At 33.0% G+C, this 13162-nt stretch carries 14 protein-coding genes; 5 read left to right on the forward strand and 9 right to left on the reverse strand.

The window, feature by feature from the left end:
• The first annotated feature begins 88 nt into the window (after nt 1-88).
• Nucleotides 89-337, forward strand: coding sequence for a hypothetical protein (locus tag OLM54_RS04705; protein WP_264537443.1), 249 nt, complete (start codon nt 89-91; stop codon nt 335-337).
• 187 nt (nt 338-524) lie between these two features.
• On the opposite strand, the gene OLM54_RS04710 is transcribed toward OLM54_RS04705, so the two are convergent.
• From OLM54_RS04710 to OLM54_RS04745, 8 genes are all read right to left on the reverse strand, one after another.
• Nucleotides 525-827, reverse strand: a complete 303-nt coding sequence (locus OLM54_RS04710; protein ID WP_264537444.1) for a hypothetical protein — start codon at nt 825-827, stop codon at nt 525-527.
• A gap of 23 nt (nt 828-850) precedes the next feature.
• Entirely contained in the window at nt 851-988 is a 138-nt protein-coding gene (locus OLM54_RS04715) for a hypothetical protein (RefSeq protein WP_264537445.1), read from the reverse strand.
• A 121-nt stretch (nt 989-1109) separates the two neighbouring features.
• Nucleotides 1110-1562: a hypothetical protein gene (locus tag OLM54_RS04720; protein ID WP_264537446.1), complete on the reverse strand. Its 453-nt coding sequence runs from the start codon at nt 1560-1562 to the stop codon at nt 1110-1112.
• 122 nt (nt 1563-1684) lie between these two features.
• Nucleotides 1685-1825 carry a hypothetical protein gene (locus OLM54_RS04725; protein ID WP_264537447.1) on the reverse strand — a complete coding sequence of 47 codons (141 nt, stop codon included), beginning with the start codon at nt 1823-1825 and terminating at the stop codon, nt 1685-1687.
• A 122-nt stretch (nt 1826-1947) separates the two neighbouring features.
• On the reverse strand, nt 1948-3528 hold the full coding sequence (locus OLM54_RS04730; protein WP_264537448.1) for an FAD-dependent oxidoreductase: 1581 nt from the start codon (nt 3526-3528) through the stop codon (nt 1948-1950).
• A 150-nt stretch (nt 3529-3678) separates the two neighbouring features.
• Entirely contained in the window at nt 3679-5151 is a 1473-nt protein-coding gene (locus OLM54_RS04735) for a glycoside hydrolase family 130 protein (RefSeq protein ID WP_264537449.1), read from the reverse strand.
• Between the two features lie 424 nt (nt 5152-5575).
• Nucleotides 5576-6172: a hypothetical protein gene (locus OLM54_RS04740; protein WP_264537450.1), complete on the reverse strand. Its 597-nt coding sequence runs from the start codon at nt 6170-6172 to the stop codon at nt 5576-5578.
• Between the two features lie 78 nt (nt 6173-6250).
• Nucleotides 6251-6601, reverse strand: a complete 351-nt coding sequence (locus OLM54_RS04745) for a hypothetical protein (RefSeq protein ID WP_264537451.1) — start codon at nt 6599-6601, stop codon at nt 6251-6253.
• 132 nt (nt 6602-6733) lie between these two features.
• On the opposite strand from OLM54_RS04745, the gene OLM54_RS04750 reads away from it, so the two are divergent.
• A complete protein-coding gene (locus tag OLM54_RS04750) occupies nt 6734-7156 on the forward strand; it encodes a hypothetical protein (RefSeq protein ID WP_264537452.1) in 423 nt (140 codons plus the stop codon).
• 90 nt (nt 7157-7246) lie between these two features.
• Here OLM54_RS04750 and OLM54_RS04755 read toward each other — a convergent pair whose 3' ends face one another.
• Complete coding sequence (locus OLM54_RS04755; protein ID WP_264537453.1) at nt 7247-7660, reverse strand: helix-turn-helix domain-containing protein; 414 nt, start codon at nt 7658-7660, stop codon at nt 7247-7249.
• A 353-nt stretch (nt 7661-8013) separates the two neighbouring features.
• On the opposite strand from OLM54_RS04755, the gene OLM54_RS04760 reads away from it, so the two are divergent.
• The 3 genes from OLM54_RS04760 to OLM54_RS04770 all read left to right on the forward strand — a co-directional run bounded on the left by OLM54_RS04760 (nt 8014) and on the right by OLM54_RS04770 (nt 13048).
• On the forward strand, nt 8014-8592 hold the full coding sequence (locus tag OLM54_RS04760; protein ID WP_264537454.1) for an RNA polymerase sigma factor: 579 nt from the start codon (nt 8014-8016) through the stop codon (nt 8590-8592).
• Nucleotides 8593-8826: 234 nt separating this feature from the next.
• Entirely contained in the window at nt 8827-9678 is an 852-nt protein-coding gene (locus OLM54_RS04765; protein ID WP_264537455.1) for a FecR family protein, read from the forward strand.
• 136 nt (nt 9679-9814) lie between these two features.
• On the forward strand, nt 9815-13048 hold the full coding sequence (locus tag OLM54_RS04770) for a TonB-dependent receptor (RefSeq protein ID WP_264537456.1): 3234 nt from the start codon (nt 9815-9817) through the stop codon (nt 13046-13048).
• Nucleotides 13049-13162: the final 114 nt, after the last annotated feature.

Below are 13162 nucleotides of genomic sequence, written 5' to 3' on the forward strand. Positions count from 1 at the left end.
AGTTAAGTTTTATATTTGTGGATTGAATAAATCAATTAATAGCTATATTTGATATTAATTATGAGTCTAATAATTTAAAATATTTACTATGGAAAAAGCTATAAAACTAAAAGTTCGTAAAGAGTTGGATAGTCAACAGCAGTTGAATATAATTAAATTAAAAGGTAGTTTAATTTCCAGAGGATATACAGAAATCATTCATATTCTTGATCAGGATGATGAATTTCACATTAATTCGTTTGAAACTCCTAAAGAAAGTACTACCGAAGTTCAGGAATTTATTGAGGCATTTATTAATAAAGAGAATTTAACAGATACTATAACTGTTTTCAGGTAAATGAATACCGTTTTTGTTAGTCTTATTTTTTAGAAAAAATAGCCAGTAGTGAATGACATGAAACATTAATTTTTTTGAACTTTATCTTTCACCAAAATTACGCAGTACCAAAATCAAATCTAATCAGCAAAAAATAAGCCTTCAATTATGAAGGCTTTTTATTTATAATTCATTTTCTTTTTGATATTTAATAATCAGATTTATCTTTTTCGTCAAAATCATCGTCAAAATCGTCACCATCATCGTCTAAATCTTCATCGACATTTTGGTTTACATCGTCGTCATCTAAATCGTCCTGATAAGGATCATAATCATTTCTTGTATAATTATCTAAATCTTTATCTCTTTCCTGAGATTTATAAATAGAATTTGATCGATACGGATTAAATCCAGAATCTTCATTTAAAATGGTTTCTGAATTTAATCGCTGTTCTTCCGGATGAAAATTGCGATCTCCCAGACCGAAATCTTCGTGAGTTTCATTTACCATAATTCAAAGTTTTAAACATTAATTTATTTTTTCAAAGTCGATTTTCTGGTATCTATATGTGTTTTTTGATTACTTCTTGCCGAGGTCGTTTTTGAATCTGTTTTTCTGTACGATGTTCTTGAACTTTCTGCATAACTGTTTTTAAAAGTTGAACCGTTCATAATAAAATTTTTAGAAGTTTATATTGTATAAATTTAAAACGTGAAAAAACTAAAATTATAATATTGTTTTCAATATTTATATTATTTAATTATACAACTATCTGTAAATGTAGTAATTAGTTTAATTACATGTGAATATTTTATAGACAAAAAATGCAACGAGCCCAAAAATAACATGGGCAAAAAATAATTGTGTATAATATCCTTTAAAATCAATATTTGGTTTTTGAGGTACAATTTCAAAAAGAACAATCCAGCCCAAAATGCCAATAATACCGCTAATTGCTCCAAATAAAAATGCTACGCGCCATGAAAATTCGAAAATGTTATAAAACCATAAATAATGATACGCGATTACAAAGAGTAAACCAATTATATAATGTAAAAGCCACGCTAAAATATTTTTTGTTTTTGGAGATACTTCAATATGAAATTTTGTAAAAATATAAGTAAGCAGCACGGGTTCTTTGTATAATTCTCTTGTGCTGGCCGATACGGCATAACTAAAAAGCGTCATTAAAGAAGTCGCTGCTATAGTCGAAATAACGATTTGTAAAAGTGTACAGATATCCATTTACGAATGTTTTTGAGTTCAAATTAAAAAAAATGTACTTCCAGGTTATAAGCTTTGTTAAATATCAGCATGAAAAAAAACATAGTAAAAACGAGGAAGTACAAAATTTTAAAAAGTATTTATTACTTTTTTGTGGTTCCGGTTTTTTTGGCACCAGAATCAGATTTTGTGCTTTTTGAAGCAGTTTCTTTTTTTGTATCAGTTTTTTTATCTGATGATTTTGCACTATCAGTGCTGCTGTTTTTTGTGTTCGAAGTATTCATAATATTAAATTTTTAAGATTTTTATAATGGTAAATGTACACTTGTGATTTATCAAAATATTATAATTAGGAGTTTTGTGGTTATATAATTCACAGGTATTCAGTTAATTATGTGTTTATGTTTTACGTAATATGAATTTTGCCCAGATCTGTTTGTGCCGGACCATTTGTAACGGAACCGTCTGTTGCAAATCGGGAACCGTGACATGGGCAGTCAAAAGATTTTTCATCGGCATTCCATTGTACAATACATCCTAAATGTGGACAAACCGCAGAAAATGCTTTTAAAGTATTGTCATAATCACGGTAAACAGCAATTTTTTTTAATCCAGACGAAAGTACGCCGCCTTCGCCAATTGGTAAATCTGCTGTGTTTTTTAAATCAGATCCTTTTATCCAATCCAAATATTGACTTGCCAAATTGCCGGCTTCCTTCATAAAATCTCCCGCAGTTTTCAAGGTAATTCTTGACGGATCGTATAAATCTTCCCATTTGTTTTTTATCCCCAAAATACTGTCACAAATAATCATGGCACCAATTGTAGTATGTGTCATTCCGTTGCCGGAATCTCCGGTAATAATGTAAATAGTGTCATCTCCCGGATTTTTCCCCATAAATCCCAGAGAATCTACAGGTTCCATAACCTGACCAGACCATCGATAGGAGATATCATCCATCGTTGGAAAATAATTTCGTGTCCACGCTTCAAGTCTGTCATATCGTGATGATTGAGGAATATCTTCTTCATCTGCCTGACCGGTTTTATGGTCTTCACCACCAGAAATCAGTAAATCGTATTTATCATCATAATTTTCAAGACGAACATAATGATACGGCTGAGAAACCCATTTAGAATCCTGATCGCCGGTATCCCACCAAAGTGAATACGGAAGAATTCCTTTTGGGATTTTAGCGCCAATTACGTATGTTCTGTAAGCATGTTGTTTGGTGTGCATCGTGAGCGTATCATTAATAGGCGTATTGGTTGCCACAACGATATGTTGTGCAGTAAAAGTAAAACCGTTTACCTTTGCGCCTTTTTTGGTAATATCTTCTGCACGGGCTTCGGTATAAATAATTCCGCCAAGCGAAACAATAGCTTCGGCAAGTCCTTTTAGATAATGCAAAATATGAAACTGAGCCTGATTGCTAAAGGCGAGACATCGTTGGTTTTCGCCATTTGCGAGTCCCGGAATTCCTTTTAAAATCGAGGTTCGCAATCCTGCTTTTTTTGTAGCCTCAAATTCTTTTTCCAGATTTTCTTCTTTGTCACTTGGATCGAGAAATAAGTAACCGTTGACTCTTTTAAACGAACAATCAATATTTAATTCGGTAACTATTTTTTCAATTTCATCGATGGCCGCGGCATGACTTTCAGCAGCAAGTTTTGTGGCATTTTCTCCAAAAGTATCTTCAAGAAAATAATAGCGATCATCGAGCGCGCAGGTTAAATGTGCCGTTGTGCGTCCGGTTTCTCCGCTGCCAATAAAACCATCTTCTACAAGTACTATTTTTTTACCTGCTTTTAGTAATTTATAAGCAGTAGTAAGTCCGGCAATTCCGCCGCCAATAATAAGTACTTCGGTTTGAATATCCTGATCGGGTTTATTAAAAGAAATAATAGGAGTGGAGTCGATCCAAAAGGAAACGTTGTCGCCTGAAGTTATGCTGGAATTTTTGAGTGTATTGTTTGATTCATCCATAATATAAATTGTTAGAAATTTATAATGGCTTACAAATCGATTCCTTTTATAAAGAAATAAATTTGTAAGCTATTGATATCAAAGTTAATACGTGTAAAACTCCTGAGTTTACAATTTTAATGGGCAATTTTATATGATTGCCAGTTGTATTTAGTGATTATTACTGTCTTTAAGTGCAGTTAATAATTCGACCATATCTACTGTAGCGTACGTAGACGAATAATCAGAAACGGCATAAGGCAAAATAAGGCTGTTGTTGTGAATAATGGCACCGCAGGAATAAACGACATTGGGCACATAACCTTCTCGTTCATCTTCTAGTGGTGAAACTAAAGGTTCTTTAAGTCGCCCAATTTCTTTAGATGGATCATCGAGATCAAATAACGAAGCACCAATGCAATAACATCGCATTGCACCAACGCCGTGCGTGATTACAAGCCAGCCTTCAGATGTCCAGAGGGGAGAACCGCAGTTTCCTATTTGTGTAAGTTCCCACGTATAACGCGGTTCTTGCAGCAAAATAGGAGTGTTCCATTGCGTTTGCCTGTCTGAATACATGATGTAATTATTGACACCATCGATACGGGCAAGCATAGCAAATTTACCGTTTATTTTTCTTGGAAATAATGCCAGATTTTTATTCTGAGCACCAACACCATGCATTGGCATTACCCTGAAATTATAAAAATCCTCTGTCGAAATGAGTTTAGGCAATATCGCATGACCATTATAAGCGGTATAAGTCGCCATTACGCGTGTAGAACCGTCATCATCTGTGAAGCGAACAAAACGCGCATCTTCTATACCGCGGCTTTCAGAGTCGGATATTGGAAATATAACTCGTTCTGTAATATCAGAATCGTGTTTAAACTGCAGGTCATAAAATGAATTTGCCAGCCAGATTATTTCTTCGAGTGCGGTTCTTCTTTCCTGACGAATCGACGGATCTGCAAGGGCTGTAGTTACCATGCTTTTTAATACTGCAAATTCAAATTCATCCGGCAAATCCTGCATGATTTGCGTAATGTATTTGTCCTGCGTATGCATTTCGGATAATTTTGATAAAAATCGCTCTTTATTGTATAAGGTTTTATGTTCGATTTCGGCTTTATCAATATTATTACCGTTTTTCATTATTTGCAGGTTATTGTCTTTGTCAAGAATTCCTCGTCTAAAAACAATAGATGAAATATGACCTTCGCCTGTGGCACGAAAGGAAATAATAACACGTTTTTCGCCCGTTTGAAGACCTGACTGATCAAAATCTTCTATAATGGAAGGATTAAAAATAGCGGCAGATTCAATCGCATATTCCATGGTACAAAAAGATCCGATAAGCATTTTTCGATCTATAGAAAGTGCATCGTAATCAATTTGCATTCCTTCAATGATATATTTGATTTTTTCGCAGTGTTTAATAAATATGCTCGAAATATTTCGATGACGCCTGGCAAATTCTCGAAGTGTTTGTTCTAAGGTTTGCAATACCTGTTTTTCGTCAAGCATCATAATACGGCCCACCATTTGCTGTGTCCGTTCTTCACCATTCATAAAATATCGTGCAACTACTCTTTTGGAATCTGGGGTAAATTTTATATTTTTTCGAATGATTGATACTCGCATAGTTTAATTTTTAAATTTAAAGTGAAGAAGTGTTTCAATAACAACTTCACAAAATGGTTTGAATTCTTTTGGATAATGTAGAAATGTCACTGTTTGAAACAGCAATATATTCTCTATTACTATTTCTAAGTTAGTGATTTTGTGAACGAAAAAAAACTAATTTTTTATTAAAACTTTAATGTCGACGTTTATTTTTTCAGCCTGCTTTCAGGAAAAATCAGTTTGTAAAGTATGATTATTAATTATGAGGAATATCAAATTTACAAAAAAGAACAAATAGAATATTTATAAATGTTTGATTTTCAGTAAAATTATTTTCATTTCTAATGAACACAAAGTCTTTTAAAAGAAAAAAACGGGATAAAAGAGGTTTTCTTTTTTTCCCGTTTGTTAATTGAATTAATAATATATAACGTTAAGATTTTTATTCCTTGTACAAAATAATTACGGCTTTGTAGCCTTTTCCAACATTCCATTGGCTCGATTCTATAGCAACTCCTTTATCATCATAAACCTGAAATTCTGCTGTATTTGGCGATGCTGAACCTTCATTCAAGGCTTCAAAATCGATCTTGTTGATTCCTTTTACCAAATTTATTTTGAATCCTTTATATTCTCCATCCAAAAGAACTTCGGGTTCAATTACTTTATCATTTAAATAGACTTTTATTTTATCGCCATCTACAAAAGCGGCATCTCTGTAACGAATTGTAGACGTGAATGATTTGGTTACAAAACCTCCTAAATATTCGTTTCTACGATAAAAAACTCCCGGTACATTGGCTTCTTTTTTATAAAGAATATTATTGTTGAAAAGTTCGTCCGGATTAATTTTTAACGTAATCGGATCTTTTGGAATTGTTGGATCATCGGTTTTTGGCAAAGCTTCGGCTGGCGGAACTTCTTCTTTATCTTCTATTTTTTTTGACTCGATTGATTTATTTTTATTATTAAGTTCATCTTGCGCATATCCTTGCATTGAAACACTAATTATGATAATCAAAAACAATATTTTTTTCATACTTTTTAAATATTTAATCTCTTATATAAACAGTCAATTTTGGCATTTATTGCCTTTATCAGGAATTGATTGTCAGGATTAGTCTATTTTATAACCGTCGTCTGAAAAAGTTTCCGGCTCACGATCATTTTCGTCGTAATCTTCTGTTAAATCGTCGTCAAGATCATCTTCGTCTAAATCTTCTTCATCTTCATCTAAATCATCTTCTTCCAAATCTTGTTCGTCTTGGTCATCTTCTTCATCATCTCTTTCAAGTGCATTCGAAAACTCACTGTCTAAATAACTCTGATCTTCATTTAAAAGTAATTCTTCTTCTAAATTATTTTCGCCAATACTGTGTTCTTGTTGATATTGATCAATATAACTTTGATTTTCGTTTGTGATATTACTTTCTTGCTGATCGTAATTTCGGTCGTTATTTGCTATCATAATGATGTTTTTTAATTGATTACTAGATTACTGAACAGTATTGTATGTTCAGCGTTTGAACCAAAATTAACTTTAAATGGAGCAAATTATCTTATAGTATTTAGAAAAATAGTTACTTAATTATCATAGGATATGTCATTTCGACTGAAGGGAGAAATCACACTCAGGAATCGACAAAGATTGGCGATTCTCGTTACGGAGTTTCATGTGCGATTTCTCCCTTCGGTCGAAATGACAAAATTGGATTCTGATTGGGAATTATTGATTAAAATTCTTTTTTTTTGTCATTTCGACGGAGGAGAAATCACACTCAGGAATCGACAAAGATTGGCGATTCTCGTTATGGAGTTTCATGTGCGATTTCTCCCTTCGGTCGAAATGACAAAATTGGATTCTGATTGGGAATTATGGATTAAAATTCTTTTTTTTTGTCATTTCGACGGAGGAGAAATCACACTCAGGAATCGACAAAGATTGGCGATTCTCGTTACGGAGTTTCATGTGCGATTTCTCCCTTCGGTCGAAATGACAAAATTGGATTCTGATTGCGAATGATGGATTAATCCGTTGAAATATCAGAAACGCAAAATAAAGACATAAAAAAAACTCCTTATTTTAAGGAGTTTTATGTGTTATTTGAGAACTTTATTTCAAATTATTATTTATTAGTTTTTCAAGTCTTTGCATCATTTCTTCTTTCTCTTTTAACATACGCTCGTATAATGCTATTTTTTCTTCGTGCAGTTTAACAAATTGATCAATTTGATTAACAGTAGAATTGTAAAATACAGACGCAGGTTGTTGGCAATGATCAAATGTATTTGAAATGATATTTATTGCTTGTTCTTCATCAAAATTCTGAAAAGCTTCAACAGGAATTTTTAATATATTTGAAATTTGCCTAAGCATATCATCTTCAATTACATCTTTTGCTTCCAACATAGAAATTTTCTTCTGATTCCATTCGTTTCCCAAATCAAAAGCCAATGCTTCTTGTTTGATGCCAAGCATTTCTCTGAAGCGTTTTATGTTTCTTCCCTGATGTATTTTTTGTTCCATAATGAATATCAATTTTCTGAAGGCTTAAATATAACGCCATTTAGATTAAAAAGTTGAGTTTCAAAGGTAAAAAAATATACTGAAAGTTGTCAATCTTTGTAGCGTTATGTATGTCTTTTCAACCGAAGGGAGAAATCGCACCAGAATTTCCGCAAGCAAAATCGCCAATCTTTGTAGAATTACTTGTGTGATTTCTCCCTTCGGTCGAAATGACAAACGATATGCTAAATCATCAGAAATAGGAAAAAAAAGTGCGAATATTAATAAATTATTAAATGAATAAATCGTAAAAAATATCAATAACCGTTTATCTTACATTTGTAAGGGTCTTCTTTAACAATTAAAATTACATTATGAGTTCTAATTTGGTATTAAGGTTACGAGAGGGAGATGATGCATGTTTTAAAGAAATTTATGATTTATATCATTACAAAGTGTTTTGCTTTGTTAAAAAATACACGTCACAGCTTGCAGATTCAGAGGATGTTACTCAGAATGTGTTTATTCATTTATGGAATTACCGCACTAAATTGGACCCTGAGGTAAGTTTGGAAGCAATTTTGTTTAAAAGCTCAAAACAAGAGATTTCGAAATGGTACAAAAAGCAAAACAGAATATTTTCTGTAGAGAATGACCAATTGATTAAAGAGATGGATTCTCCCTCAGAATCAGATGATAACTTTGATTTAAAACTCGAAAAAATTCAATATCTGCTGGATAAAATTCCTGAAAAAAGGAGAAAAATTTTCAACCTTCATAAATTTGAAGATCTTAGTTATAAAGAAATTGCGCAGGAAATGAATATGTCGCCAAGCGCAGTTGCGAATCAGATTTCAAAAACACTTCAATTTCTGAAAAAGAACTCGGTAAAAAATCACGAATTATATTGGTTTGCATTATTTTTTGTGAGTCAGCAAAATTTAATTACTTAACATTCTTCGTTACTATTCTTTACAATCATACATTATACTAAAATTATTTTATTTATTTTTTTCGGCTTTGTTTCAGGTGTTTAACCATGATAATAATGCTATATAAGTGTTTATATTACATTAAGAAAACGTTAATAGTAACATTGCCCCGTGACATTTATTTCATTGAAAATCTAATGTAACTGTATCGATAGTACAGGTTTTAATTTATCAATAGTAAACATTTAAATTGTAATGAAGTCAAAAAGGTTAAAGGACGAATGGAACGCAATACCAAACAGGGGAATTCTTCCGGATGAAGTTAAATCCCGAATGTGGAAAAACATTCGTAATGTTACTGTTGATAAATATAGAAATGTATATAACTGGATTGCAGTTGCATGTGCTGTTTTTATTCTTTCGGTGGCTGGTTATTACAATTTTATTCAATTTAATAATCGCCATAAAATTGAAATTGCGTCTACAAGAACATTCAATAAAGATATTCGATTATTGAATTTGCCTGACGGTACTCGTGTCTGGCTAAATGAAAATACTGAAATAGAATACCCTAAACAATTTACAGGAAAAGAAAGAAGGATTACTTTAAAAGGGGAAGCTTTTTTTGAGGTAAAACGTGATCCTTCGCATCCTTTTGTGATTAGTTCAGGCCCCATAAAAACGACGGTTTTAGGAACTTCTTTTAATGTTAAAGCTTACAATAATCATGTGCCGGAAGTTAATGTGAGAACCGGAAAGGTAAAAGTAGAGACAGAAGAAAATACCGTTTTTTTAATACGCGGAGACAAAGCTGTTTATGGCGCCAAAACTGCGATGCTGAGCAAACAAAAAACAACTGTTTTAGAACCGAAATGGAAAAAAGTGCTGATGTATGTTGATGATTTAACGCTGGAACAGGTTATTGATAAGCTAAAAACAGATCATAAGTTTGAAGTAACGTATCTGGATGAAAATTTGCGAAACCTGAAAATGCAGGGAACTCTTGATACAAGACAAGGTTTTTATGAAATGCTGCAAACAATTTCATTTGCACTGGAAATCAAGATTGAGCCTACAGGAAATAATACGTATCTCATTAGACACTAAATAATTATAAACTTTTAATATAACAATTCTAGCCAAAATCAAATTTGAGCTACCAGAGAAGTATTGCCCTATTTTAAGAATATTAACCCTAAATATCATATTAAAATTAATTCTAATAAACTAACAATTATCAATTATGAACAATGATTTTTCCAGGCAATTTGCCATTTGGATTTTGTTTTTCGGTTTCCTTTTTGGAACACACACTATTTATTCGCAAACCGGAACTGTTTCGGTTGATTTTAAAAATTCTTCGCCTCAAAAAATAATAGATAATTTAAAATCTCAAACTCCGTATCAATTTATTTATCAAAAAGATCTCGATTTGAGTTTGCCATTAGTTACATTAAAAAAAGAGAATGTTTCTATTGATGAAATTTTGACTGATTTGCAAAGTCTGACCAATTTAAATTTCAGAAGAAATCAAAATAATATAGCCGTAAACAGTAAAGATTCGGCGAAAAAAAAAAAGAAGGGAAAAATAACGGGTAAAGTCGTTGATGTAAACGGGCTTTCGCTTCCGGGCGTAAATATTAAAGTTGCGGGACTTAATTATGGTACGCAATCTGATATTGACGGTAATTATGTTCTGGAACTTGAAGCGGGCGAATACACGATTGAAATAAGCGCTATTTCGTTTCAGACACAAAAAATTACAAATGTAAAAGTTCTTGAAGACGAGGAAACGCCATTGGTTGTTTCGTTAAAAGAAGATGCACAATCGCTGAATGAAGTTATCATTGTTCAGGATTATAAAAAAGCGACAGCTTCGGTTGAAGGAATGTTGTTGCAGCAAAAAAAAGCGCCACAATTTTCTGATGGTATTTCGGCAGAGCAAATTGCCAGAACGCCGGACAGGGATGTGGCGAGTTCATTAAAACGTATTACCGGTGTAACAACTGTGGGCGACAAATATGTTGTTGTACGCTCAATGGGCGAGCGATGGAATCAGGCGGTAATGGACGGAATTGCCTTGCCGAGTACGGATGCGTATCAGCAAAATTTTTCTTTTGATATTATTCCTACTTCTATTGTAGAGAGTATTGTGGTGAGTAAATCTGCCACTCCGGATATGTATGCCAATTTTGCCGGTGGATATGTCGAGGTTAAAACTAAGGATATTCCAAAAGAAAATTTTACCAATTTTTCTATCAGCACTGCTTATAATAGCAGAAGCACTTTTAAAGAAAGGCTTACAAAACAGGAAGGTGATTATGATTATTGGGGTTTTGATGATGGAAGACGTGATTTTCCCAGTCCTGACAATCTTTCGGCAGCAAATGTAAAAAGCGACGCTGCAGACCCGAATATTTCTATTCAGCAATCAAAACAATTTACTCAGGATAATTTTACGACTTATAAAACATATGCGGCTCCCGGCAGCACAATTCAGTTTGGAATAGGACGAACTTATAAGTTAGAAGACAGTAACAAATGGGGATTTGTAGGTTCTTTAATTTTTAAGAATACACAGGAAAAATTAGATATTGAACATACTGAAAGAGGTAAGTATAAAAGTAATACAGAGTTTTCTCCTGCAAACGAAACAGCGGCATACTCTACTTTTGAAAAATATGGTTTTAATAACTCCGGAGCAAACTATAATTATACGTCAACTTTAGGCGGTATGTTTAATGCGGCAATACAATTAGGAAATCATAAAATTACCAGCCGTAATACAGTAATGCATATCTATAACAGTCAATTAACCCAAATTACTGGCTGGGATAACGGAATGGCGACTGATGGTATCGTAGATGGAAGTATATTAGCGAGAACCTCTGAAACCAATTATCCGGTTTATACCACTTTTATCCAAAATAAAATTGAGGGAAATCACAAATTCGACAAATTAGAAATCAATTGGTATGGCGCTTACGGAAATGTTACAAAAGACACCAAAGATGCTACGTTTTTAAATATTGACAGAAGAAAAGTTGGAGACGATTTACTGGTTTATTATGATGTTTATAATGCAACTCAAAATATTAAGAGAAGTAATTTTACTAATGATGAGATTGATTATAATGCTGCTATTAATTTTAAATATTCATTCAATTTTAGCGATTCTTTTACAAACGACATTAAAGCAGGATATTTTGGTACTTATAAAAAAGCAACCAATCAACAGGTATCAGTTAAATTAGAAACCTTTGGTCAAACAACAGACCGCGCCAGTATTTATGGTTCACTAACAGATTTTTTAGACGGTTCTAATTATTACTATGGCGGTTTTGGCTGGTTTGGTGGTTTAAAATATGGAAAACAATATGTTGGAGATGTAAAAGTACATTCGCCATTTTTAATGCTGGACAATAAAATGGGCCGATATGTAAGATTCGTGTGGGGCGCAAGGGCAGAAAGTTATGTTTATACACAAATTGAAAGCCAGTCTATTGCTGCCGGCGATTTTGATCAGGAACAAAAAGATGATAAAGTATGGCAATTTTTACCTTCGGCCAGCTTAATTATTAGCCCAACTAATAAAATGAATGTAAGACTTGGTTATAACAAATCTGTTATGCGTCCTCAATTTGCAGAACGTTTGAATATCCCATATTTTGACCCAATTCGATCTTATTTTATTTATAATTATTCTGGGGGAATTGTTTCGAGTGTAGCCGATAATTATGATTTAAAATTAGAATGGTTCCCTTCAGGCGGCGAGATTTTGTCTTTTGGTGTATACCATAAAGATATAGATAATCCTATTGAAAGTGTTGGAGCTTTAAACACGTCCGGTGAGAGAAATGTTTATAATATCAATTCTTATAATGCTAATCTTTGGGGCTTTGAATTAGAATTTTATAAAAGTCTTTCTTTTTTAGGCGAAGGAGAAATCCTGAAAAATCTATTTGTTTACGGAAACGCGACTGTCAATTCTACAAAGGTAAAATCATATCAAAGACTAGACGGATCAGGTGTTCTTTATGAGGCAAACAGACCCTTATACGGGCAGTCGCCTTATAGCTATAATTTTGGTTTAGACTATGTGGGTGATCGTTTTGGGTTTAGCCTTAGACACAATGCTGTTGGTGATCAATATATACTTGTAGGATTTGATTACGGCGCCGAGGAAATTCGTAAACCTTATGGTATAACAGATGCTCAGGTGAGCTACAAATTTTTTAAAGAAAAGAATCTGGAATTAAAATGCAGCGCAAAAAATTTGTTTGACACAGGTATAGAAACCTATAACAACGTTAACAGTTATAGTACCAGACAGGACGTACCTGTTGGATCTAACCCAAGATCAGCCTTTGGTTTGGGAGCAGGAGCTACCAATAAATACGATCAGGATATTGATCAGGAATTATTTAAAGCAAAAAACGGAAGGACTATAAGTATATCACTTAATTATTCCTTTTAATATATCTGTAATAAAAGCATTCAGAAAAAGAAGAATTAAAACCTAAGGAAAGATATTGCTGCTCTCTCTGAAGGTATTGTGTAATGACAGCAATTTTAGCAATAATTAAATACT

The organism is Flavobacterium sp. N1736 (genome assembly GCF_025947065.1).
Taxonomy (GTDB): domain Bacteria; phylum Bacteroidota; class Bacteroidia; order Flavobacteriales; family Flavobacteriaceae; genus Flavobacterium.